Consider the following 24,928-nt stretch of genomic DNA (forward strand, 5'->3'; position numbering starts at 1 on the left):
TTGATTGGGGCACCGAGCCCGGGGTTATGTCACTCGGCGCCCGCGGGGTTTATCCGAGGCTCTCGACACGAATCCTGACGACTTCACCTTCGACCGTTTCCAAAGCCTCTATTTGTGCAACCGCTTGGCGGAGGCTGGCTTCATCGGCTCGGCTGGTCAAAATCACCACCGGGACAAGTGCTTCACCTTCAACCGGTTCGTGCTGGATCAGAGCCTCGATGCTGATGCCCTGATCACTGCAAATGGTGGCCACCTGAGACATAACACCGGGCTTGTCGTGGGCGGCGATACGCAGGTAATAACTGGTAATAACATCTTCTTCCGGCAGAACCTGGGTTCCCCCTTGATCCGCAAGGGCGACACCCGCTGCCGGCACTCTGTGCTCCGGCTTGGCCTCAAGAGTGCGGGCCACGTCAACAAGATCGGCGATCACTGCCGATGCCGTGGCTTCATCGCCCGCACCAGCGCCGTAATACAGGGTTGGTCCCACAGCATCGCCGCTGACCAACACCGCATTCATAACGCCGTTTACGTTGGCGATCAGGCGGCGCTGGGGGATTAAAGTCGGGTGCACCCGCAACTCCACACCCTTGTCGGTGCGACGCGCAATCCCCAGGTGCTTGATACGGTATCCCAGCTCATCAGCGTAGCGAATATCTTCACTACAGATCCGGCTGATGCCTTCGGTGTACACCTTGTCAAAAGCAAGGGGCATAGCAAATGCCAGGGAAGCCATAATCACCAGCTTGTGAGCAGCATCGATACCTTCCACATCAAAAGTGGGGTCCGCTTCCGCATATCCTAAAGCTTGGGCTTGGGCCAGGGCTTCATCGAAACTCCGCCCTTTTTCCCGCATCTCAGTGAGAATGTAATTGCCGGTGCCATTAATAATCCCGGCGAGCCACTGCACCTGATTGCCCACCAATCCTTCGCGCAGGGATTTAATAATAGGAATACCGCCAGCTACTGCCGCCTCATAGGCAATGGTGACATTGTGCTTTGCGGCCAGCTCAAACAGCTCGTTGCCGTGTTCGGCAATCAACGCCTTGTTAGCGGTGACAACATGCTTGCCATTTTCAATCGCTGTGCGCACCAGCTCCTTCGCTACTGTAGTACCACCGATAAGCTCCACCAAAATATCCACGTTGGGATTATTGGCGACATCGAAAATTTCCCGGGTAACGTTTATCTGGCTGGTATCACAGTGTGCGTTATCGCGGCGCGCACCTATTTGCTCAATGACCAGGGCGCGACCGCAACGGGCTGCAATTTCCCGCCCATTGCGCGCCAATACATTCACCGTTCCACTGCCGACAGTACCCAGGCCACAGATACCGATCCGCACGGCACGGGGTGCCTTTTTTACAACCACCTGAGCCTCCGCCTCCGCAGTCTCTTCCACTGTTGCGCTCACAATGTTCCTCCGCGCAACTATAGGGGCAGCGAACCAGACCGGGATCTACCCCCGATTACATAGAAAGTGCCACCACAGGAAGCCGCGCAATAAATGCAAATAAAATTGACAAAAGATCATCAACCTTACCGAGCGGAACGTAAAAAAGTCAATATAATTGCGCCATAAAGGCACCGCTTCCGGCTAGAGTAGAGTCGAAACTTCTGTCACCCAAAATCACCTCTTGAAACCAACAGCGTCCTCAGTAGATGCTATAGAAGCATCTACTAGCATCAGGTAACAGCAACCTGCGAAATTGCATCCACCGCGCCTTTGCACAAAATAGGGGCGTACTGAATCCGGACTCAGATAGTGGTCGAGTAATGAAGAAAACCCTAATCCTTTATACAGGCGGAACCCTGGGAATGCGCCGAAGCGAATCGGGCTATGTGCCTGACGCCGACCTGGAAGGCGCTCTGGGCCGCCTCTTACAAGATGTTATCGGCCAGCTTCCACAATACGATTTCCAAGCACTCGACCCACTGCTGGATAGCGCCAATATGCGACCAAAGGACTGGTATCACATTGCCAGCCTGATACGCGACAACTATAGCCAGTACTCAGGCTTTTTGGTGTTGCACGGCACCGACACCATGGCCTACACCGCCTCAGCACTGTCCTTTGCCCTACAAGGCATTGAAAAGCCCGTGGTCGTCACCGGTTCCCAGATTCCCTTGCGGGAGATGCGTAGCGACGCCTATAACAACTTAATTGCGGCGCTATTATTAAGCGGCTCCGACGATATCAGGGAGGTTTGCCTCTACTTCAACGGCAAGCTTCTACGCGGCAACCGTGCAGTGAAGGTCAGTTCTGGCTCACTGGATGCTTTTAGCAGCCCCAATTACCCCTGTCTCGGGGAAGTGGGTATCCAGGTCAATATCGACCACAACGCCCTGCTGGTGCCCACCGGTGAACCGCAGTTTCAGATTCCCACCAATGCCAATGGCGGAGTGATTTTACTGAAACTATTTCCCGGTATATCTCCCTCACTGATTGAGAAAATTTTAGAGAGCCGCCCCAAGGGCCTGATTATTGAAACATACGGCACCGGCAATGCGCCGACTGACGACAGCGCATTTACCGAGCAGCTTGAGAAGGCCTCAAAGCTCGGCACTATTTGTGTAGCAGTGTCCCAGTGTTTGGAGCACCAGGTGGATCTGGGTAAATACGCTGCGGGCTCCGCACTGCTTGATGCCGGCGTTATAGGTGGTCTGGATATGACCAGCGAAGCCTGTTTTGTAAAGCTCAACCACCTGTTGGCAATGGGCCATTCCGATACGGAAATTAAAACCCTATTACAGCGCCCGCTGTGCGGTGAGTGCAATCACCCCAACTGATAAAAACTGAAACTATTGGCGAGGCTATATGGCTTCGCCTTTAAAAAGGGATCGAGTGATTAACAGGGATTGAAGGGATAACCTCTATCCAGAAGCAAAATACCGATGAGCAACGATTTTTCGCAAAACCTCCGCCTTCTGTGCAGCTTCTACCCATCCATAGCCGAGGTGTGCCGGCGAATTGGGGTGAACCGTGCCCAGTTCAATAAATATCTCAACGGTAACACTCAACCCTCCCAGTATACCCTGGGAAAGATATGTCATTTTTTTGGCGTAGAGCCCCATGAAATCGTGATGCCCCACGAGCAATTCAGCCAAATTGTTCGCGTGCGCAGCGCACCCGTCTCCGACAGCCTCCCCGCCAGGCCCTACAATCGCGATATTGATATTCTGATGCGGGAGTCCCAGGGGCGGGCCGATAAATATTTAGGCTTCTATTTCGAGTACCACTACTCCATGACCTTCTCCGACCATATTATTCGCAGCCTGCTGCATATTGAGTCGGATGGTGATGGATATTATTTTCAGCGCTTCGAACGAATGCGCTACCCAGACAGGGATGAGTGGTATAAATCCCGCTATAAAGGCATGCTGCTCTTTCTTGCCGATCGTATTTTTTTGGTTGGCTATGAATCCTTGACTCACAATGAAATCGCACAAACTATTTTATACCCCACCTATAAAAGCCGGGTCAGCTATCTATCCGGATTAAAGCTGGGAGCATCCGCCAGTGACAGGCGTGAGCCAGTCTGCACAAAAGTAGTTCTCGAATCTCTCGGTCGCAACATCAGCATTAAAAATGCACTGAAATTATGTGGTGTTTTTGGTCCTGAGTCCGAAGAGATCAACAAAAATATTCGCGAGAATATTCGCGCAACCTCTACAGAGGGGCCGCAGAGTTTCTTTGCGACACCACTCTAAAAATACTCTCCAATTAATTACTAAATTACCCCAACACGAGGCTTGCGGGAGGTGGGGATATTACCCCACCCCACACAGGCCCATACGATGAAGAGAAGAGAAACTGATGACCAACGATTTCCACACACTCAAACCAATGCCGGTTTTTAGTGCAGGTGCTGAAACCCGCTTGGAGAAAGATCTATTGGGTGAGCGCGAAGTACCGGCCGATGTCTATTTTGGCATTCAAACTTTGCGCGCTTTGGAAAACTTCCAGATTACCGGAATTACCCTGAATCACTTCCCCAATCTGGTAAAAGCACTGGCGATGGTAAAAAAAGCTGCAGCCAGCGCCAATGGACAGCTCGGCTACCTGGAGCCCAAACTGCAAGATGCCATTGCCACTGCTTGTGACGAGATTATCGATGGCAAACTGCACGACCAATTTTTGGTAGATATGATTCAGGGCGGCGCCGGCACTTCTACCAATATGAATGCCAATGAGGTGATTGCCAACCGCGCGCTGGAATTACTCGGTCACAACAAAGCCGAGTACAAAAAAGTACACCCCAACAACCATGTAAACCTCTCGCAATCTACCAATGATGTTTATCCAACCTCGATAAACCTGGCCATTCTGCTCAGCTACAGCGACCTGGTTCAATCCATGGAGAGCTTGTGCGTTGAGTTCGACAAGAAGGCCAAAGAGTTTGCCTCAGTAATTAAAATGGGGCGCACCCAGCTGCAAGATGCGGTACCTATGACCCTGGGCCAGGAGTTTGCCGCCTTCGCCGCCACTGTGCGCGAAGATGTCGACAGAGTTAAGGAGCTGGTCGCTCTATTCAAAGAGATCAACATGGGTGGTACCGCAATCGGCACCGGCATTAATACGGACCCGGAATATCGCCAGCTGGTTGTTAACGCGCTGTCAGAAATTTCCGGCATCGATTTTGTCTGCGCAGAAAACCTGGTGGAAGCCACTTCCGACATGGGCGCCTTCGTGATGTTCTCCGGTGTCATGAAACGCATCGCCGTTAAGATCTCGAAAATTTGCAGCGATTTACGCCTGATTTCCAGCGGCCCTCGCGCTGGCCTCAATGAAATTAACCTGCCGCCGATGCAACCCGGCTCATCCATTATGCCCGGCAAGGTCAACCCGGTTATTCCCGAAGTCGTTAACCAGGTTGCCTACCAGGTGATCGGCAACGACCTCACGATTACCCTGGCTGCTGAATCCGGCCAGTTGCAGCTCAATGTAATGGAGCCAGTGATCGCCTTTAACCTGCTACAGTCCATGCGCCTGATGACCCAAGCCATGACCACGCTTGCGGATCGTTGTGTGAGCGGCATCACTGCCAACGAAGAGCACTGCCTGCAACTGGTTGAGAACAGCATCGGCCTGATTACTGCGGTAAACCCGTTTATTGGCTATGAAAATGCCACCCGCATCGCCAAGCAGGCACTAATTACCGGTGCCAGTGTGAAGCAGTTAATCCTTGATGAGGGGTTACTGAGTGAGGAGGAACTGAACGATATCCTCGCGCCGGAGAATATGACCCAGCCGAGAAAAGTAGAAATTAAAAATCCTGCTTAAAAACAAAAACCGGCGGCCTCTCGGCTGCCGGTTTTTTTAGCTATCAGCCGGGCTTAGATTCCCAGCTCTTTAAGCAGGCGATCCGGTGGTAAGTAACCGGGAACAACCCGGCCATCTTCCATCACGATAGTCGGCGTACCGCGCACATCGATAGCCTCGTTGCCCAACTTGTATTGAGCTGCCACCGGGTTTGTCTTACAGACATCCAAAGGCACGTTTTCACGGTTCTTAAGTGCAGTCAGCGTCTTGTTGCTATCTTCCGCACACCATGCAGTTGCCAGTTTGCGATATCCCAGGGAGTTAAGACCACCGCGCGGGAACGCCAGGTAGCGCACTTCGATACCGCGCTTGTTCAACTCGGGCACATCCTGGTGCAGCTTACGGCAATAACCGCAGTCCACATCGGTAAATACATAAACGCTTGCCTTGGTTTCACCTTTCGGGGAGAAGACAATCATATCTTCTGTATCAAGGGCGCCCATGACCGCAGCGCGGCGCGTCGCTCTACGCTGCTCGGAAAGGTTGGCAACACCGCCAGCCTTCACCTGGTAGAGATCGCCGTAAACAAAGTGATTGCCATCAGCAGAGACGAACAGGGTCGTGTTGCCGTCATCGACATCCACTTCGTAAAGCCCTTCAATTGGACTCTCCCGTACCTCTCCATAGGTTGCTTTGGGATTACTCGCCTCAAGGCGTGTCTTGATGGTTTTAACAACGTCAGTATCGACTTCTGCCAACGCTGCAGAGCCCACCAGACTGAGTAGCGCGCCAGCGATTGCCAGCGGCTTCTTGATAAGCGTCATTACCAATTGCTCCTTAAATTCTCATTGGGCTTCGACTTAATCATCGGCCTTCAGTTCCAGCCAGTATGGCAGCTCTTTGCCGCTGCGAACCTAATTGGCACGTTTTAACATATCCAGTCACCTTGGACTACGCAAAACACCGCAAGACGTGAGCGCTTTAGCGAAATTGACTGTATCCCCGCGCCAGGGCAAGCCCGTGTCCATTTATATCAGTTAAGGCAAGCAGACCCCATCTGGGACACCAAACAAGCTGCTCGTAACCCACATACAAAAAAGGCCGAAGCGTACGCTTCGGCCTTTTTCTGCGATCAAGGAGAGCTTAGTTGAGCTTCTCTTTGATACGTGCAGCTTTACCAGTCAGGCTGCGGAGGTAGTACAGCTTGGCCTGACGCACGTCACCGCGACGCTTAACCTTGAGGCTGTCAACCATCGGGCTGTGAGTCTGGAAAGTACGCTCAACGCCAACACCGTGGGAAATTTTACGCACGGTGAAGGAGGAGTTCAGACCACGGTTGCGCTTACCGATAACCACGCCTTCGAACGCCTGCAGACGCTCACGGTTGCCCTCTTTTACTTTTACCTGAACGATTACAGTGTCGCCCGGTGCGAAGGGAGGTACTTCGCTCTTCAGCTGTTCCTGCTCCAGCTGCTGGATAATTTTGTTAGTCATTTGGATCGCTCCCAAATACAGATTGTGTAGCTTCTCAGCTAGTTCACCGAACTACTCGCGCCTCCCGGCGAATTCGGCCTCAATTTTCTTCGAGCTTCTGTTCCCGCTGGATCTCATCCAGCAACAACTTCTGCTCATCGCTCAGCTCCAACCCATGCAATAAGTCTGGGCGTCGCTGTTGCGTGCGCGCCAATGCCTGCTTCAGGCGCCAGCGGCGTATTCTTTCATGGTTGCCGGAAAGCAAAACTTCCGGTACCGCTACTCCCCGATATTGTTCCGGTCGGGTGTAGTGTGGGCAGTCCAGCAGGCCAGAGGAGAAAGAGTCCTCAACCGCCGATTGGTTGTGTCCAAGTGCGCCGGGAATCAAGCGGGTAATAGCATCCACCATCACCATAGCAGCCAGTTCGCCACCGCTGAGGACATAGTCACCAATGGACCACTCCTCGTCGATCATAGATTCGACGATACGCTCATCCACACCTTCGTAGCGCCCCGCCAACAACACCAGGTTGCCAGCTGCAGACAGCTGCTCCACTCCACCCTGATCGAGCTGTCGACCCTGGGGAGACATGTAGATACTGCGTACAGATTCACCATCTTCACCAGCCCAAGCTCGAGCAGCCTCGAGAGCCTGGTAAAGAGGCTCAGCTAACATCACCATTCCCGGTCCGCCGCCGTAAGGGCGATCGTCCACAGTCCGGTGCCTGTCACTGGTAAAGTCCCGAGGATTCCAACAGCGAACTTCTAAAAGGCCATCTTTCACAGCCCGTCCACTGACGCCATACTCGGTCAATGCGGCAAACATTTCCGGAAAAATGCTTACCAGAGCGATTCGTTTTGTCATCGCTCCTACGCCTTAAAAAGCCGGGTCCCAGTCGACGGTTATTACACCGACTTCCAGGTCAATATTGGTAATAAACTGATCAGGTAGATAGGGAATCAAGCGCTCGCGCTTATCCGCTCCACCGCGCACCACCATTACATCGTTGGCGCCAGTTTCCATCATGCGAGCGACGGTACCAAAGTCGTGATCTTCGCCATCGAAATGGCTGACAACCTTTAACCCTTCGAGCTGGTGCCAGTAATACTCACCATTCTCAAGCTCAGGCATCAGTTCACGAGCTACAGCAATATCGCGCTGGCAAAGTCGAGCCGCCAAATCGCGGTCATCAATGCCTTTCACATGTACGATCAAGCCCTTGCCGTGACGCTTACCAGCGTCAATTTCGAGAGCTTCCCAACCTTTCGGCCCCTGCAAGCGCCAATTAGGGAACTGCAGGATGTTGTCCATCGGCTCGGTATAGGAGTGAACCTTGACCCAGCCGCGCACACCATAAACGGTAGTAACGCGCCCAACCGTGACCAACTCTTCGGAAGGTTTTCCGTTATCTGTCACAGGAGCACCACTTACGCGCAAATTAAGCAGATTCTTTCAGAAGCTTGCCGACGCGGTCAGAAACCTGAGCGCCACGACCCAGCCAGAAATCAACACGCTCGCGATCAACACGCAGACGCTCTTCCTGACCACGGGCAACCGGGTTGAAGAAACCAACACGCTCAATAAAACGACCGTCGCGAGATTTGCGGCTGTCGGTAACGGTCAGATGATAAAATGGGCGCTTTTTAGCACCACCACGGGCCAAACGAATGGTTACCATGTAACTTTCCTATAGGTTCAACACTAGGCAACCGCACTAAGCAGTCACCACAACAACTTTTTACCGGCAGCAGGGCCGGCAGAAAGGCGGCGTATTCTAATGTACCACCCCAGATTTGTATAGGGTCGCCAAGCCGCCCGGAGAACCGCGGTTCTCTACTTCTTTTTGAGGCCCGGTGGCAGGCCTCCAGGCATACCACCCATGCCGCCCATACCACCGCCCATACCGGGCAGGCCGCCGAGTCCGCGCATCATTTTGCCCATGCCGCCGCCTTTGAGCTTCTTCATCATCTTGCCCATCTGCTTGTGCTGCTTGAGCAGGCGATTCAAGTCCTGCAGCTGGGTGCCGGAACCGGCAACGATACGGCGCTTGCGCGAACCGTTAAGAAGGTCAGGATTGCGGCGCTCGGCCGGCGTCATGGAGGAAATCAGGGCATCCATACGCTTAAATTCTTTGCCCATATCGGCCTGTTGTGCAGCCTGCGCTACACCGCCCATGCCGGGCATTTTCTCCAACAGGGAGCCAAAGCCACCCATGTTTTGCATTTGCTGCAACTGATCGCGCAGGTCTTCCAGGTCAAAGCCTTTACCCTTCTGGACCTTCTTAACCAGCTTTTCGGCTTTCTCTTTATCAATCTTCTGCTCTGCTTCTTCAATCAGAGACAGAATGTCACCCATACCCAGGATACGGGAGGCGATACGATCCGGGTGGAAGGTTTCCAGAGCGTCGGTCTTTTCACCAACACCGATAAACTTGATTGGCTTACCGGTGACGTGACGCACGGAGAGAGCGGCACCACCACGGGCATCGCCATCGGCCTTGGTGAGAATCACACCGGTCAGCGGCAGTGCATCATTAAAGGCACTTGCGGTATTTACCGCATCCTGACCGATCATTGCGTCGATCACGAACAGGGTTTCCGCCGGGTCCAACTCGCTGTGCAGCTCACGGATTTCATCCATCAACTCGGAGTCCACATGCAGTCGACCAGCAGTATCCACAATCAGCACATCGGCAAATTGTTTGCGGGCAGCGTCCACAGCACCCTTGGCAATATCCAGCGGTTTCTGCTCAGCTGTAGAGGGGTAAAACTGTGCCCCCACTTCACCGGCCAAGGTCTCCAGCTGTTTAATAGCGGCAGGGCGGTAGACGTCCGCACTCACCACCATGACTTTTTTCTTTTCACGCTCCTGCAGGTATTTGGCCAGCTTGGCCACACTGGTGGTTTTACCAGCACCCTGGAGGCCCGCCATCAGGATTACCGCCGGAGGTTGCACGGCGAGGTTGAGAGGCTCTGCAGCCGCACCCATCACCTTAACCAGCTCATCCTGAACAATCTTGACGAACTGCTGGCCCGGGTTGAGAGCCTTGCTAACCTTCTGTCCTACCGCAGCGGTGCGCACTTGCTGAACAAATGCCTTAACCACTGGCAGAGCGACATCCGCCTCCAACAGCGCCTTGCGCACTTCGCGCAAAGTATCGCGGATATTGTCATCCGTAAGGCGCGCTTTACCGGTAACTTTCTTTAAGGCCGCCGATAAGCGGTCACTCAGGTTATCGAACATAAATTCGTCTCGATCTCTCCGTTTACGGACTCAACCCCAGTGCGGAGGGGCGCGAAATTAGGGGGGAGCAAACTGCAACTCCCTCTCTGAGGCGCGGCAGTATAGCCCAGGTCTCGCCACAGCCGAAATATCGCAAGTCTTCCTTGTTTCAACTGGCTATGACACACTCCTGCCCTAACGCAATAATGAAGACACGGATTTACCCATGGCGGCTTTCGCCCACTGGACAGCTATCGCTCTCTACCTGGCCACAACCATAGTTGCAGGTGCGGCTCTGGCCCGAAAACAACAGCCGAATTCCAAACTGCTTCTCAGCCTTTTGGCGGGTGCACTTGTCACCCACGGAATATCCCTGGGACACGTTCTCTTTTCACCCGAAGGCTATCGCTTTGACCTGCTGGCAATGCTCTCGCTGATTGCCTGGGTAGTTAACTTTCTATTATTGATCCTGGCCGTTGGCCGGCCACTTACGCTACTTATTCTTATTTTCGCACCAGTGGGAGCCGCCACTGAATTTGCCGCATCCCATATTTGGGGCACCGTAACGCCACATCAACAGATCTCTGCCGGCATTGCGGTACACGCTCTACTGTCTATTTCTGCCTATTCGCTGCTGACCCTGGCTACCCTTCAGGCGATCTATCTCTATTACCTTAACCAGCAACTGCACAACCACAGGCCGGTAGGCGCCACCCGTCTTCTGCCACCATTGCAGAGCATGGAGTCACTGCTGTTTGGCCTGATCACTTTCGGGCAACTACTGCTCACCGCCTCCCTGCTGACCGGTTTCGTCTTTGTTGGCAATTTGTTTGAAGAGGGGCCAATACACAAAACCATCCTCTCTATGGTCGCCTGGGTTCTCTACACCATACTCCTATGGGGACACTGGAGGTTGGGCTGGAGAGGCAATACCGCTGTGCGTTGGACCTTAAGCGCTTTCGCCGCCCTACTACTTGCCTATTTTGGTAGTAAGCTGGTTATGGAAGTCATTCTCCAGCGCGGGTAATCGAATATACGACTGCAAAGCTTGCGGAGGTCGGCAATATGTTCCAATATCTCCGCTTGGAAATAAAAAGAGTTCTCCCTTGAACGAGATGCCCACGGGCCTGCTATTCGGTTTGCTGGCCCTATTGATACTGATATCCGCCTTCTTCTCCAGCTCCGAAACCAGCATGATGGCGCTTAACCGCTATCGTCTGCGGCACCAAGCCAAAAGCGGGCACCGCGGGGCAAAGCGCGCCACCGAGCTACTCGCACGCCCGGACAAGCTGATCGGCTCAATTCTAATCGGCAACAATCTCGTTAACGTTCTTGTATCCGTAATCGCCGGCTCGGTATTCGCGCAAATTTACGGAGAAATACTCACCACCATAGTCTTGACTCTTGCCCTACTGATTTTTGCTGAGGTCACACCAAAGACTATTGCCGCTCTACACCCGGAAAAAATTGCTTTCCCCGCCTCATTTATTTTGCGCCCACTGCAATGGCTGCTCACTCCCCTGGTGCTGTTGATTGGTGGCATATCCAACGGCCTGGCGCGTATGTTGGGAGTCGAAACAAAAGCGAATAGCGAAGCGGAACACCTGGCCCCCGAAGAACTCCGAACCGTTGTATTCGAATCAGGCGCCCTGCTTCCCAGCAAGCACAAAGGCATGTTGCTCAACGTGCTGGACCTGGACCAGGCAACCGTTGAAGACATCATGATTCCGCGCAATGAAGTCATGGGCGTTGACCTGGAAAACAGCGCCGAAGAGATCCTGCAGCAGCTAGCGGAAAGTTCCTACACTCGCCTCCCCGTATATCGCGGTGACATCAATCGAGTAGTAGGCATACTTCACCTGCGAAAAGCGGCGCAAATACTGCGCGACGGACCGGAAAATTTAACGGCAGAGCGACTCAACTCCTTCACCGATGAGCCTTACTTCGTACCCGAGGCAACACCACTCCCCACACTGCTGATGAACTTCCAGAAAACCAAGCGCCGTATGGGGCTGGTAGTTGATGAGTACGGAGAGGTAATGGGTATCGTTACCCTGGAAGATCTGCTGGAGGAAATTGTCGGCGACTTCACTGCAAGTCCAGTACCCAGCGATGACGAGGAGATAGTCGCCATAGAAGATGGCTGGTACATGATCGAGGGCGGCACTTCTATTCGCGATATTAATCGTACCCTGGGCTGGGAGCTGCCCACTGACGGGCCAAAAACTTTTAACGGCCTGGCAATGGAACACCTGGAGAGCATCCCCGACGGCAATATCAGCCTGTACATCCTCAATTACCTGGTGGAAATTGAGGAGGTCTCAGACAAGATGATTACCCGGGCCAGAATCAAGCGAATCGATAAATAGCGCTACAACCGTTTATCACTCAACCTCTTCTAGCAAGCGCCTTACCGGTGCAAAGCTGGTGCGGTGTATTGGAGTGGGACCCTGCAACTGTAAAGCTTCCATATGCGCCTTGGTGGGATACCCTTTATGACCTGCAAGGCCGTAACCGGGATATTCAGAGTCCAGCACCACCATTTCCCTATCACGGGTCACCTTAGCCAAAATAGATGCCGCCCCAATTGCAGCGACACGACCATCGCCCTTTACTACGGTATCGCAAGGGTAATCCCAGTTCGGTTTTTTATTGCCATCCACCAACACAAATTCAGGCTGCACGGGTAGCTGTGCAACTGCACGATGCATCGCCAGTAAACTTGCCTGCAAAATGTTTAGCTGGTCAATTTCCTCAACTGTTGCACGAGCTATGGAGTAACTGAGTGCTTGCTCACAAATCTCATCAAATAACTGCTCGCGCTTTTTTTCAGTCAGCTTTTTAGAGTCGGCAAGCCCGGCAATTGGCTTGTTAGGATCAAGAATCACGGCTGCGGCAACCACATCACCAGCTAAGGGGCCGCGCCCAACCTCATCGACACCTGCAATCAAATCACCCTTGAAAGGGCAAACATAGGGGGGCAATTCTGTTTTACTACTCATAACTTACTACTCGGCAGATTCAGGCTTAGCTTCCAGCAGCCCCACCACGGCATCGGCAGCCCGCTCAGAAGCATTGCGTCTCAACTGTTGATGCATTTCGAAAAACTCGCGCTCTAAATGATCCCCAAGAAGCGGATCTTCAAAGTACTGCATCACCGCCGCACCAAGATTCTCCGGAATAGCATCATTCTGCAAAATTTCCGGCACCAGTTCTTTTTGGGCTAGTAAATTTGGTAGCGAAACCCATGGGGTATGCAACATCCGCGAGACGATCATAGACGTCAATCTGCCCAGCTTGTAGGTAACGACCATGGGCTTTTTAAGGAGCATTGTTTCAAGGGTTGCTGTACCCGATGCAATAAGCACACAGTCTGCCGCTGAAACGGCCCGTCTCGATTGCCCCTCAAGTAAAGTAATAGGGAGCTCCGGGTAATCTTTTAGCTGCTCTTGAATCTCACCCATACGCTGCTTGTTGGCAGCGGGAATAACAAATTTAACATCCGAGTGACGCTGGTGGCACCATCGGGCCGTCTGCAGAAACAACGGCCCCAACATGCGAACTTCGCCCCCACGGCTGCCCGGCAAAAGCGCAATTACCCGCTCGTCTTTCTCAAAGCCCAATGCTTTGCGCTCGCCGGCGACATCCACTTGCAGGGGAATTTCATCAGCCAAAGGATGGCCAACAAAGGTCACCGGTACTTGGTTATCTCGGTAGAAATTCGCTTCAAATGGAAGCAGGGTCAACATGTGGTCGACAGCCCGCGCAATCTTTTTAATTCGACCCTGCCGCCAGGCCCAAACCGAAGGACTGACATAATGGACGGTGGGGATACCCTCAGCCTTGAGCGCAGCCTCAAGAGTCAATGTAAAGTCCGGGGAATCTATACCAATAAATAGATCGGGCGGGTTATCAGTAAAGTGGCGACGGAGAGATCTGCGGATTTTCAACAGTTCTGGAAGGCGCTTCAAAGGCTCTACCAGCCCCATTACCGACAGCCGCTCCATAGGAAATAAACTTTTAGCACCCAGTTCCAGCATGCGCGGCCCGGCAATCCCCTCAAACTCTACATTGGGAAGCCGAGTTTTTAATGCGGCCATTAAACCAGAACCGAGGATATCTCCTGACGCCTCACCGACAACGATACCAATTCGTATCGGCTTATTTTTTTCTGACACGCCTATATCCCTCCTCTTGGGGAGCTGTTTATGTTGGAATTAAATGGGAGTTGCATAAAGTGCAATCGGAGCTGCACAAAACAGCTCCAAAGAGAAGTGAATTAGCGAACAATGCCGCGGGTGGAAGATTGCAAAGACTCTATCCACGGCTGAATAACTGGAGATTGTTCGCGCAACTCCATCAAGGCCTGCAGCGCTTCTTGCATAGTAAGACCGCGACGATAAACGGTCTTGTAAGCTTTATTGATCAGGGCAATATCTTCTCTAGAAAAGCCCCGTCTGCGCAGCCCTTCTGAGTTAATGGTCTTTGCTTCGGCAGGGTTTCCGGCAACCATAACATAAGCAGGGACGTCTTTACCGATAGCAGCACCCATTCCCAGGAAAGCATGCTCTCCCACAGTACAGTTCTGGTGAACCAAACTATAACCACTCAGAATCGCCCAGTCCTTAACAACAACATGACCGGCCAAACCACAGTTATTCACCATAATAGTGTGATTACCAACAACACTATCGTGGCCAATATGGGCATAGGCCATGATCAGGTTTTCGTCACCAATAGTGGTCTCACCTCGGTCCTGAACGGTACCACGGTGGATCGTAACCCCCTCGCGAATCACGTTATTGTCGCCAATAACGAGTGTCGTCTCTTCACCACGATACTTTTTGTCCGGGGTATCCTGCCCTACGGAAGCAAACTGGTAGATTCGGTTGTTCTTCCCCAGTTTGGTCGGCCCACTAAGCACCACATGAGAGGCAATATCACAGCCATCACCTATCTCTACGCCGGCTCCAACAATGGTGTAAGCACCAATACTCACCCCGGAACCAATTACTGCCGTAGAGTCGACAATAGCTGTAGGGTGGATACTTGTCTGCATTCTGGGATCTACTCCTCGGCATTAATCGTACTGGGTAACCTGTACCCTTAAAAACAAAGGCTACCCGGAAAATCCTGAATCTAACTCTCCAGCGAGCTTTACAGAATTACTGAACCTTTTTGACGGCACATAGGATATCAACAGAAGCTGCCAGCTCGCCATCAACACTGGCTTTACAAGCGAATTTCCAGATATTTCTGCGAACAGATACCGCTTCAGACTCGAGCTCAAGGCGATCACCTGGGATCACCTGACGCTTAAAGCGCGCCTTATCAACCCCACCGAACAGATACAGATATCCATCTTCCGGTTTTTTGCCAAACGTTTTAAAGCCGAGGATTCCCGAGACCTGAGCCAGGGCTTCAACAATCATCACTCCCGGGAAAATAGGCATTTCCGGAAAGTGGCCATTAAAAACTTCCTCATTTCCAGAAATGTTTTTATAGCCTTTTATATACTTCCCTTCTTCGAGTTCTACTACACGATCCACCAACAAAAAAGGATAACGGTGCGGCAGATACTCGCGAATTTCACGTACATCCATCATTCCAAATGCCCCCAGAAACCACTTCGGGGCGTAAAACGCCCCGAAAACAACAAAGCCAAATTAATTAATAACTAAAGTTCAATCGTCTGTCCCACTCTTTTGGGACAGTGCCTGAACCTGTTTTTCCAAATCTTTCAATCTGCGCGCCATTTGATCCAACTGACCAAAACGCACAGCATTACGACGCCAGGTAGAACTATCGGCAAAGGATAGCGCTCCAGAGTAGCTACCAGTATCCTTTATCGACTTAGTAACAAACGTGTTACCCGACACCTGACTGCCATCTGCAATCGTTATGTGCCCGTTAATACGGCTACAGCCACCGAGAAGACAATGCTTCCCTATCTCAGCACTACCGGCAATTACGGCACACCCGGCTATGGCCGCGTAGTCACCAATCTTCACATTGTGCGCGATTTGGACCAGATTGTCGATCTTGACTCCTCGCCCAATCACCGTATCACCCAAAGCTCCACGGTCTATACAGGTATTGGCTCCAATTTCCACATCTTCGCCAATTTGCACTCCACCAAGCTGGTGAATTTTCACCCAGCTGCCTTTATTAGGCGCAAACCCGAAGCCATCGGCTCCAATAACCGTCTGGCTGTGAATAATACCGTGTGCACCGATAGAGCAGTTATGATGAAAAACAACGCCGGCATACAGGCGTGTTCCTGCACCGACTAAACTGCCCTCGCCAACATAGCAGTTAGCACCAACAATCGCTCCAGGCTCCAATTTTGCGTAGGCCTCGACCACAGAGCCGGGCCCCACACTGACACCAGCACCAATCTCTGCCGTGGGGTGAACCACTGCAGAGGGGTGAATACCAATAGGTGCTTCAGGAGTTGTATCGAACAGGGCTGTTGCTTGAGCAAAGGCCAAGTAGGGGTCCGCAACACATAAGGCCGTTACCGGGCACTCTTCAACAAACTCTTCCGATACCAGCACTGCGGCAGCTTTGGTCGTTTTCAGAAAGCGTCGATAATTAGGGCTTGCGAGGAAAGCCAAGTGCTCTGCACCGGCATCCTGCAGTGTATTTAAACCCTGAACTTTTTGATTGGAATCTGAACCGGGCGCCAACCGCAAGTCGGCCCCCAGCTCTTGCGCCAACTGGGCAAGAGAAAAGCTATCTTTCATAGAAGACTATCGACTTACTTGGCTGCGTTCATACGCTTAACAACAGCCTCTGTCAGGTCGACACTAGGACTTACATAGTAGGCAGTATTGGAATCCAGCACTACGTCAAGCTTCTGCTCTTTAATCAGTGCGTCCAGGGCATCCCTAGCCTTTGGTCCCATAGAAGCCTGGATCTCTTGACCCACTTGAGCTTCCATTGCACGCAATTTTTTCACCGTTGTCTCAAAATCTGAGCGCTGGAAATTCATTTTGCGCTGGTACTCAGTCTTTTGCTCATCGGACCAGGTCACACTGTTTTTCTTGGCATCTTCAGCCATTTTTTGCAGTTCAGAACGAATTGACTCGGCACTGCTCTGCAGCTTCGAATATTCAGAGCTGGTCTTCAAGGAGTTAACCTTGGTTTTAGCTGCATCTGTGCTCATGATCGCAGCTTGTAGGTTAAGTACCGCAACCTTGGTTTGCGCCAGCGCTGCGCCGGACAAGGTCATACCTGCAAGTAATACTGCAACAATTTTTACATTCTTAAGCACGTCGGTCTCTCCAATAGATTTTATTTTAATTGCGCTGATATACGCCTAATTCATTTTATCTGACAAATTTAGAAGCTGTTACCCAGAGTGAACTGGAATACTTCCACATCGTCATCTTCATTTTTCTTAAGGGCTTTCGCCAAGCTGAATGTCAGCGGGCCAAAGCCGGTGATCCAGGTCAAGCCTATCCCCGCAGAGACATTCATCTTACCAAAGTCCACATCGTAACAGTTGATTTGAGTATCACCACAGCTGGTATCAAACACATTACCCGCATCAACAAAGAAAGCAGTTTGTAAGGAGCGTTGATCTTTAACGAATGGCAATGGGAAAATAACTTCTGCGCTGCCTTCAATCAGGATATTACCGCCAAAGGGATCAGCGTCAGTATAGCCATCAATCGTCAAGTTACCCTCACTGTCAACTTCGTAGCAGTATTGTGTATACTCTTCACCATTTGTTGCACACGGCAAGCGCGTATAAAATTCTGCCGGTGTAGATCTGGGCCCTAAAGTATTGCGCTCAAACCCTCGTACAGACCCAAAACCACCAGCATAAAAATTCTTAAAGAAAGGCAACTCATCTAGCTCTCCAAAACCATCCCCATACCCCAACCGAGTACGTAAACGCAAGGTCAAGCTCCTTGTCAAGGGCCTGAAATATTGCCCAGTGTACACAAGCTTGTAGTACTCCAAATCACTACCCGGCACAGTAAACTCAGCAGAAAAATTTTGCGATGCTCCGCGGGTTGCCAAAACACCTCGATTGAGCGTAGATCGAGCATATGAAGCAGTTAAACTCAGATTGTTAAATGCATCACCATAGCGATCAATAAAGCCATCAGCCGAAGTATTAAACTGGCTTGTATCTATTGTCATAGCTAGATCTTCAGCTACCCCATCATTTAAGGCTTCTACTATCTCGACCGCCTCTGCCTCAGTAATACCATCCAGAGAAGTATCATCGAAGAGGCTTGGACTGGACTGAATTTCCTGCACTGAACTTCTTGAAGCAGAAAGCTCCAAATGGTTAAAGCTAACATTCAGACCCACCCGGGAAATCTCCGACATCGGATAACCGAAGCTAACACCACCGCCATAAGAAGTAGTGTTGTAGTCAGAAAGGTTAACCTCGGAATAATCATTCTCTGTATAGGAAATATTAAATCCACGACTCACACCATCCGGTGTGAAGTAAGGATCGAGGTAAGAGAAGTTCACAGAAGTCTGGTAGGTTGAGGCATTTAACCCAATACCTACGGATTTACCTGTACCTAACCAGTTATTCTCTTGGATATTGGCTCCCAACACCAAGCCACTGCTCTGGGCCCAACCAATTGTGCCGCCGATAGAGCCTGAGGGCTGCTCTTCAACCGTGTATTCAACATCAATTTGATCAGATGTGCCCGGTACTTCTGAGGTTTCCACCTCTACTTCCTTGAAGTAGCCCAGGCGCTCAAGGCGGACTTTTGACTGCTCTATACGGGCAGAGGAAGCAGAAGCTGACTCCATCTGACGCATCTCGCGGCGCAAAACCTCATCTGTAGTGCGAGTATTACCCCGGAAATTAATTCGGCGGACATAAGCCCGCTTGCCGGGGTTGATAAAGAAGGTAATTTTTACCGTTTTCTCTTCTTTATTGGGCTCGGGGATACCATTAACCTCAGCAAAGGTATAGCCCTCATTCCCCAGGCGCTTGGTAATATAATCCGAGGTTGTTGTCATGCGAACCTGGGAGAAGGTCTGCCCTTCCCGCACCAGTAGCAAGCGCTTAACTTCTTCCTCTGGTACTACAGGATCACCCGCCAGGTCCACTTCACTAATGGTGTAAACATCGCCTTCATATACATTGACGGTGATAAATACACTCTCTTTATCCGGACTCAGGGAAACCTGGGTGGAATCAATTTTAAAGTCCAGGTACCCACGATCCAGGTAATAGGATTCGAGACGCTCCAGGTCGCCGGTCAATTTCTCTCGGGAATACTTGTCATCACTGCGCAACCACGACAACCAGCCGGTGGTTTGCAGCTCAAAAATCTCTCCAAGCTCTTCATCGGAGAACGCTTTATTGCCGACAATATTGATGTGCTTAATTGCGGCTACTGAGCCTTCATCAACAATTACGCGAAGCTCAACCTGGTTGCGCGGCAACTCTTTTACTTCAGTTTTAACACTGGCGTCATAGCGTCCCTGGCCAACATATTGACGCTGCAGCTCCTGGGCCAACCCCTCAAGGGTTGCACGCTTGAAGATCTGCCCCTCTGAAAGGCCATTCTCCTGCATGCCTTTCAACAAGTCTTCTGTTGCAATCGCCTTGTTGCCCGTAATCTCGATCTTGGAAATTGCAGGTCGCTCGCGCACAGTAATGACCAGGACACCATTTTCCTGGCCGATTTGAATATCCTCAAAGTAACCTGTGCGAAACAGTGCCCGAGTGGCACTCTGGATTTCCAAAGTCTCCACCTCATCCCCTACTCGCACAGGGAGAGCTGAGAATACGGTACCGGCAGAGACGCGCTGCAGCCCTTCCACACGGATGTCATCAACTACAAATGACTGTGCTAAAGCACTGAGAGGCAGTGCCAGGCTAAGAGAAGCCGCTTTCAGGAAATGTTTCATCTACTAATTCCAGGTGTTTTTATTCGCAATCCAGGAGTTACAGCGCCAACTAGCGCCCCGCTCCCCCAGAATCAGAGGGTTGCCCCTCTACCATGTAATCAACAACGGGCCGGTCTGAGGTGCCGGACACCTTAGTTGTTTCAACTTTCACTACCTTCAAGTATCCAAGGCGCTCAAGACGCACTTTGGATTGTTCTATACGCGCAGAGGAAGCCAAAGCTGACTCCATCTGGCGCAGTTCACGCCGCAAGACTTCATCTGCGGTGCGAGTGTTCCCGCGAAAACTAATACGTCGCACATAAGTACGCTTTCCCGGGTCAATAAAGAAGGTGATTTTTACTGTACTCTCGCCTTCATTGGCCTCAGGAACACCATTCACTTCGGCAAAAGCGTAACCTTTGTTGCCCAAGCGTTTAGCAATATAGTCTGAAGTGGTCGTCACCCTCGCTTGGGAGAACCGCTGACCTTCTCGCACCAATAGCAGGCGGTTGATTTCCTCCTCCGCTACTATCGGGTTTCCAGCAATTTCCACCTCACTAACCGTGTAAACACCACCCTCAACCACGTTAATGGTAATGAATACACTCTTCTTGTCCGGCCCTAGAGATACCTGAGCCGAATCAATCTGGAAATCAAGATATCCACGATCCAGGTAAAAGGACTTTAAGCGCTCCAAATCACCAGTGAGTTTCTCACTAGAATACTTATCATCACTGCGCAACCAAGAGAGCCAGCCAGTAGTTTTAAGCTCAAAAATCTCTTCCAGCTCTTTATCAGAAAAGGCACGATTTCCTACGACATTAATATGTTTAATCGCAGCAACAACCGCTTCATCGACAGCAACCCGCAGTTCAACCTGGTTGCGCGGCAGCTCCTTGAGCTCCGCTTTAACACTGGCGCCATATCGACCCTGCGCCACGTACTGGCGTTCAAACTCCTGGGTCAACCCCCTGAGGGTCGAACGCTTTAGGATCTGGCCTTCGGCAAGACCGTATTCCTTCATCGCCTTCAGTAGATCCTCAGTGGCAATCGCCTTGTTCCCGGATATATCTATCTTTGATATAGCCGGTCGTTCTCTCACGGTAATAACAAGAACGCTGTTTTCGTGGCCAATCTGAATATCTTCAAAAAAACCAGTGCGAAACAATACTCGGGTTGCATCCTGAATCTCGCCAGGCTCAACTTCGTCGCCTACCCGAATCGGAAGCGCTGAAAAAACTGTACCTGCAGAAACCCGCTGTAACCCGTCTACTCGGATATCGCTGAGAACGAACGACTGTGCCAAAGCGCTGAGAGGCAGCACCAGGCCCAGAAAGATCGCTTTCAGCAAATACTTCATACCGCTTCCGAGTCGCTTTTTCTCACAACAAAATCGTGCTAAGACAAAACGTCTCACACGTATAAAAATCTCACTCACATTATCAGCCCGGAAAAAAGCCAATCCAGGGCACTACAAACGTAAAATATCGTTGTACAGAGCCAACCCCATAATGCAGAGCACCAGGGCCATGCCCACTTGTAAACCAATCACCTGCACCCTCTCTGACACAGGGGACCCCTTGATCGCCTCAATACCGTAGTAAAGGAGGTGACCACCATCGAGTACCGGGATAGGCAACAGATTGAGTACACCAAGACTAATACTGAGCAACGCCAGCAATGACAGGAAAGACTGCCATCCCGCTTCCGCGGAAGTACCCGCCACTTTAGCAATGGTAATGGGGCCACTCAAGTTTTTGGTCGAAAGTTGACCAAATAATAGTTTCTTCAAACTATTCAGGGTAAAGACTGTTTTATCCCAGGTCTCCTGCAAGCCCTTAACTAAAGCGCCACCCACCCCATAGTGGTAAATCCGTACTCGATCATCCGGCCAAGTCTCTGATACCGGCTGCACTCCGACCTGCCCTATGGTTTCACCGCTGTCCAGCTTGATCTCCGCCGGTGTTACAGACACCGTCAGCGGTTCGCCTCCACGCTCGACAGTGATATCCATTGGAACACCAGCGCGGGCTCTCACATAATCGGTCCAGCTTTGAAAAGATGAAAAGTCACGGCCATCGGTCGAGACAATCTTGTCTCCAGCCTTGAGCCCAGCTGAGGCTGCCGGGCTTCCCTCCACCACATTATGAAGAGTCATACTCACCGGTGGAGTCCAGAGCTGCAGACCAATCTCCCCGAGCGGATCGGGAACTTCTCGGCCGGCAAGCCAGCGATTGATATCCGCCACCATATGGTATTCGAGGTTGGAATCCGGATAGCGCACAGAGAATTCTATGGTGCCACTATCACCCAGGCGGTTTGCCAGGCGCCAATTGAGGGCCTGCCAAGTAGGGGTAGCCTCACCATCAACAGCAACAATTTCCTGCCCGGACTCAAGGCCTGCCGACGCAGCAATACTCCCGGGCTCAACGGATTTCACAATAGGAACTGGGCCCGCTGTTCCACCGAGGAACACAGCCCAGAAAAAGACTACCGCCAAAAGAAAGTTAGCGGCAGGGCCGGCAGCGGCAATCGCCATCCTCGCCCATACGCTCTTGCGGTTAAACGCCTGATCCAGCTCTTCAGCCGCTACAGGCCCTTCGCGCTCATCGAGCATTTTTACGTAACCGCCGAGGGGGATAGCGGAAATAGTGAATTCGGTACCGTGGCGATCATAGCGGGAGATCAACCGGCGGCCGAACCCCACAGAAAACCGCAGCACCTTAACACCACACAGACGTGCTACAAGAAAATGCCCAAACTCGTGGAAAGATACCAGTACACCGAGAGCCACCAAGGCCCAGATTACCGTCTGAATTAGATCCATACTCAGCTACAACTTCTTGTCATACGCAATTTAGCGGCCATTATACGCCGGGCAATGTGTTTATAGGGCGGCAAGCGCCTGCTTGGCCAGTTCTCGCGCATTGAAATCAATGGCTTCGACTGCCTCGAGCCCCGACAGTTCAACAACGGGAGCCCTATTCATCACTTTTTCTATCACCAATGCAATATCAGTAAATGCTAAACGCCCCTCCAGGAAGGCTTCTACTGCAATTTCATTCGCTGCATTTAAGACTGTTGGAGCACTTTTTCCCTCATTTACAGCCTCTCGCGCCAAACGCAGACAAGGAAAACGATTAAAATCCGGGGCCTCAAAATCCAGCCTGCCTTGCGCAATCAGATCCAAAGCTGGTACCCCTGCATCAATGCGCAGGGGAAAAGCCAGGGCATGGGCGATAGGCGTGCGCATATCCGGATTACCCATCTGCGCCAGTAAAGAGCCATCCCGGTACTGTACCATCGAGTGAATAATACTCTGGGGGTGCACGACTATCTCAATCTGCTCAGGGCGCGCATTAAACAAATAGCACGCTTCTATAAATTCGAGCCCTTTATTCATCATTGTGGCGGAGTCAACAGAGATCTTCCGGCCCATCGACCAATTGGGGTGTGCACAAGCTTCATCCGGCGTCACCGCCCCCAACTCATTCGCAGCCCGTGTGCGAAATGGCCCGCCCGAACCCGTAAGCAGTATTTTTTCCACGCCCGCAGCTTCGAGATCCTCACAGGGGAATGGCAAACATTGAAAGATTGCATTGTGCTCACTATCAATCGGCAACAGTTGCGCGCCACTCTTATTCAAGGCCCTCTGAAATATTGGGCCCGCCATAACAAGCGCTTCCTTGTTCGCCAGTAACACTTTCTTGCCCGCATCTACTGCCGCCAAGGTTGGGCGCAATCCCGCAGCTCCTACGATCGCCGCCATGACTGTATCGACCAGAGTATCGGAGGCAACACGACACAAACCCTCCACCCCACTTAGAACTTCCGTATCCACTTCATCGCCAAGCAGTACTCGCAACTCTTCAGCTCGCGCCTCATCGACAACAACAGCATATTGAGGCTTAAACCGCCGACACTGCTGAGCAAGGTCGGCAACCCTTTCACGGGCGGTAAGAGCAAAAACAGCATATTTTTCCGGGTGTCGCGTCAACACATCCAGGGTGCTCACGCCGATAGAACCAGTGGAGCCGAGAACGGTAATTTGTTGCGGGAGAATTACTTGCATAGGCCCTTTTCGTACCTCTGATAGCAATATTGCTGCCACCAAACAGTTGCACGCCCAGCATTAAACTGGGCGCTATCGAATTAAATACAGAAGCTGGAGTGGAAAAGCCTTTATAGGTATTTCGGCAATTCGCTGGCCAGTGCAGCCATTGCGAACACCGGCAGAGCAGCGGAAAGGCTATCTACCCTGTCAAGAATACCGCCATGACCAGGCAACATATGGCTACTGTCCTTGATCCCCCGATGCCTCTTGAACATGCTTTCCACTAGGTCACCAATAACCGAGGCCAACGCAGTAACAAGAACACCAAAAGTAAATAGAACAGTATTTTTCACTGGAAGCTCAAAAAGATAAGAGGTGACCAGAGCCAAAATTAAGCAGGCACCCAAGCCACCGAAAAAGCCCTCCCACGACTTACCAGGGCTAACCTCTCGAGCCAACTTGTGCTTACCAAATTTACGACCAACGAAGTAAGCACCAACATCCGCCGCCGCAACGATCGCTACTACATAAAGGACTAGCCAAGCGCCGTGATCCAAACCACGCAAAATCACTAGTGACAACCAGGTTGGAACTAACACAACAAGGCCTATCAGGCCTCGTACCCAACGGTTACCCCACAGAGCAGCACTGGACGGGTAGCTCTGCACCCACAAGAAAGCGAGCGCCCACCAACCACAGGCTACAGCCAGAATCTGGCGACCGCGATCGATATCCGGATCATCAAAATTCATTGAAAAGACGTACTGAGCCGTGACCATTAGGGTTAACCCCAGTGCGGCCAAAAAAACGAAGCGCAAGGCTCGATTCAAATTCGAGAGGTTGGCCCACTCCCAGCCCGCCAGCAAGATAACCGCCACAAATATCAGCGAAAACCACTGCATTGGAAGTAAAAACAATACCCCCATAAACAGTGCCAATAGCACCAAAGCAGTAATTATTCTTTGTTTTAGCACCGCAAACCCCTTTGTAAGTAGCTAGACAACTCTGTCTGGATAAACTGCACAGATCAAGAGCTTGT

Annotated in this window: 22 protein-coding genes and 1 pseudogene; 5 read left to right on the forward strand and 18 right to left on the reverse strand. The window is 51.5% G+C overall.

What is annotated here, in order from left to right; translation table 11 throughout:
* Window positions 1-49: 49 nt before the first annotated feature.
* A complete protein-coding gene (locus tag ACJJI4_RS13835; RefSeq protein WP_444928233.1) occupies window positions 50-1,372 on the reverse strand; it encodes a homoserine dehydrogenase in 1,323 nt (440 codons plus the stop codon).
* Between the two features lie 404 nt (window positions 1,373-1,776).
* Here ACJJI4_RS13835 and ACJJI4_RS13840 point away from each other — a divergent pair, with 404 nt between their 5' ends.
* From ACJJI4_RS13840 to aspA, 3 genes are all read left to right on the forward strand, one after another.
* Window positions 1,777-2,790 (forward strand): asparaginase, encoded by a 1,014-nt coding sequence (locus ACJJI4_RS13840; protein ID WP_444914359.1) that lies wholly within the window; start codon window positions 1,777-1,779, stop codon window positions 2,788-2,790.
* A gap of 105 nt (window positions 2,791-2,895) precedes the next feature.
* A complete protein-coding gene (locus tag ACJJI4_RS13845) occupies window positions 2,896-3,711 on the forward strand; it encodes a helix-turn-helix domain-containing protein (RefSeq protein ID WP_413662803.1) in 816 nt (271 codons plus the stop codon).
* 106 nt (window positions 3,712-3,817) lie between these two features.
* Window positions 3,818-5,284 carry an aspartate ammonia-lyase gene (gene aspA, locus ACJJI4_RS13850; protein WP_444907653.1) on the forward strand — a complete coding sequence of 489 codons (1,467 nt, stop codon included), beginning with the start codon at window positions 3,818-3,820 and terminating at the stop codon, window positions 5,282-5,284.
* 53 nt (window positions 5,285-5,337) lie between these two features.
* On the opposite strand, the gene ACJJI4_RS13855 is transcribed toward aspA, so the two are convergent.
* From ACJJI4_RS13855 to ffh, 6 genes are all read right to left on the reverse strand, one after another.
* Window positions 5,338-6,087, reverse strand: coding sequence for a DsbC family protein (locus ACJJI4_RS13855; protein ID WP_444925537.1), 750 nt, complete (start codon window positions 6,085-6,087; stop codon window positions 5,338-5,340).
* Between the two features lie 319 nt (window positions 6,088-6,406).
* The gene (gene rplS, locus ACJJI4_RS13860) at window positions 6,407-6,763 is read right to left on the reverse strand and encodes a 50S ribosomal protein L19 (protein WP_282934563.1); all 357 of its coding nucleotides are present in this window, start codon (window positions 6,761-6,763) and stop codon (window positions 6,407-6,409) included.
* 73 nt (window positions 6,764-6,836) lie between these two features.
* Window positions 6,837-7,601, reverse strand: coding sequence for a tRNA (guanosine(37)-N1)-methyltransferase TrmD (gene trmD, locus ACJJI4_RS13865; RefSeq protein ID WP_444925538.1), 765 nt, complete (start codon window positions 7,599-7,601; stop codon window positions 6,837-6,839).
* Between the two features lie 12 nt (window positions 7,602-7,613).
* Entirely contained in the window at window positions 7,614-8,153 is a 540-nt protein-coding gene (rimM, locus tag ACJJI4_RS13870; protein WP_444925539.1) for a ribosome maturation factor RimM, read from the reverse strand.
* A gap of 22 nt (window positions 8,154-8,175) precedes the next feature.
* Window positions 8,176-8,415, reverse strand: coding sequence for a 30S ribosomal protein S16 (gene rpsP, locus ACJJI4_RS13875; RefSeq protein ID WP_108733998.1), 240 nt, complete (start codon window positions 8,413-8,415; stop codon window positions 8,176-8,178).
* Window positions 8,416-8,570: 155 nt separating this feature from the next.
* Window positions 8,571-9,980 carry a signal recognition particle protein gene (ffh, locus tag ACJJI4_RS13880; RefSeq protein ID WP_444896544.1) on the reverse strand — a complete coding sequence of 470 codons (1,410 nt, stop codon included), beginning with the start codon at window positions 9,978-9,980 and terminating at the stop codon, window positions 8,571-8,573.
* A gap of 205 nt (window positions 9,981-10,185) precedes the next feature.
* Here ffh and ACJJI4_RS13885 point away from each other — a divergent pair, with 205 nt between their 5' ends.
* Window positions 10,186-10,986, forward strand: coding sequence for a cytochrome C assembly family protein (locus tag ACJJI4_RS13885; protein ID WP_444896543.1), 801 nt, complete (start codon window positions 10,186-10,188; stop codon window positions 10,984-10,986).
* A 79-nt stretch (window positions 10,987-11,065) separates the two neighbouring features.
* Window positions 11,066-12,328, forward strand: coding sequence for an HlyC/CorC family transporter (locus ACJJI4_RS13890; RefSeq protein ID WP_413662809.1), 1,263 nt, complete (start codon window positions 11,066-11,068; stop codon window positions 12,326-12,328).
* A 15-nt stretch (window positions 12,329-12,343) separates the two neighbouring features.
* Here ACJJI4_RS13890 and rnhB read toward each other — a convergent pair whose 3' ends face one another.
* From rnhB to ACJJI4_RS13945, 11 genes and pseudogenes are all read right to left on the reverse strand, one after another.
* Complete coding sequence (gene rnhB, locus ACJJI4_RS13895; protein WP_444925540.1) at window positions 12,344-12,961, reverse strand: ribonuclease HII; 618 nt, start codon at window positions 12,959-12,961, stop codon at window positions 12,344-12,346.
* 6 nt (window positions 12,962-12,967) lie between these two features.
* Window positions 12,968-14,137 (reverse strand): lipid-A-disaccharide synthase, encoded by a 1,170-nt coding sequence (lpxB, locus tag ACJJI4_RS13900; RefSeq protein ID WP_444925541.1) that lies wholly within the window; start codon window positions 14,135-14,137, stop codon window positions 12,968-12,970.
* 101 nt (window positions 14,138-14,238) lie between these two features.
* Window positions 14,239-15,018 (reverse strand): acyl-ACP--UDP-N-acetylglucosamine O-acyltransferase, encoded by a 780-nt coding sequence (lpxA, locus tag ACJJI4_RS13905; RefSeq protein ID WP_444896539.1) that lies wholly within the window; start codon window positions 15,016-15,018, stop codon window positions 14,239-14,241.
* A 106-nt stretch (window positions 15,019-15,124) separates the two neighbouring features.
* Complete coding sequence (fabZ, locus tag ACJJI4_RS13910; RefSeq protein ID WP_108734005.1) at window positions 15,125-15,565, reverse strand: 3-hydroxyacyl-ACP dehydratase FabZ; 441 nt, start codon at window positions 15,563-15,565, stop codon at window positions 15,125-15,127.
* Between the two features lie 78 nt (window positions 15,566-15,643).
* Entirely contained in the window at window positions 15,644-16,705 is a 1,062-nt protein-coding gene (gene lpxD / locus ACJJI4_RS13915; protein ID WP_444925542.1) for a UDP-3-O-(3-hydroxymyristoyl)glucosamine N-acyltransferase, read from the reverse strand.
* Between the two features lie 14 nt (window positions 16,706-16,719).
* Window positions 16,720-17,235 (reverse strand): OmpH/Skp family outer membrane protein, encoded by a 516-nt coding sequence (locus ACJJI4_RS13920; protein ID WP_413662813.1) that lies wholly within the window; start codon window positions 17,233-17,235, stop codon window positions 16,720-16,722.
* A 68-nt stretch (window positions 17,236-17,303) separates the two neighbouring features.
* Complete coding sequence (gene bamA / locus ACJJI4_RS13925) at window positions 17,304-19,856, reverse strand: outer membrane protein assembly factor BamA (protein ID WP_444925543.1); 2,553 nt, start codon at window positions 19,854-19,856, stop codon at window positions 17,304-17,306.
* 61 nt (window positions 19,857-19,917) lie between these two features.
* Window positions 19,918-21,195 (reverse strand): annotated as a pseudogene (gene bamA, locus ACJJI4_RS13930) (outer membrane protein assembly factor BamA); the annotation flags it as partial.
* 111 nt (window positions 21,196-21,306) lie between these two features.
* Window positions 21,307-22,662: an RIP metalloprotease RseP gene (gene rseP, locus ACJJI4_RS13935; RefSeq protein WP_282933671.1), complete on the reverse strand. Its 1,356-nt coding sequence runs from the start codon at window positions 22,660-22,662 to the stop codon at window positions 21,307-21,309.
* 60 nt (window positions 22,663-22,722) lie between these two features.
* Window positions 22,723-23,907: a 1-deoxy-D-xylulose-5-phosphate reductoisomerase gene (gene ispC, locus ACJJI4_RS13940; RefSeq protein ID WP_444925544.1), complete on the reverse strand. Its 1,185-nt coding sequence runs from the start codon at window positions 23,905-23,907 to the stop codon at window positions 22,723-22,725.
* A gap of 110 nt (window positions 23,908-24,017) precedes the next feature.
* Window positions 24,018-24,863, reverse strand: a complete 846-nt coding sequence (locus tag ACJJI4_RS13945; protein WP_444925545.1) for a phosphatidate cytidylyltransferase — start codon at window positions 24,861-24,863, stop codon at window positions 24,018-24,020.
* Window positions 24,864-24,928: the final 65 nt, after the last annotated feature.

It is taken from the genome of Microbulbifer maximicatervae (SeqCode) (genome assembly GCF_052467305.1).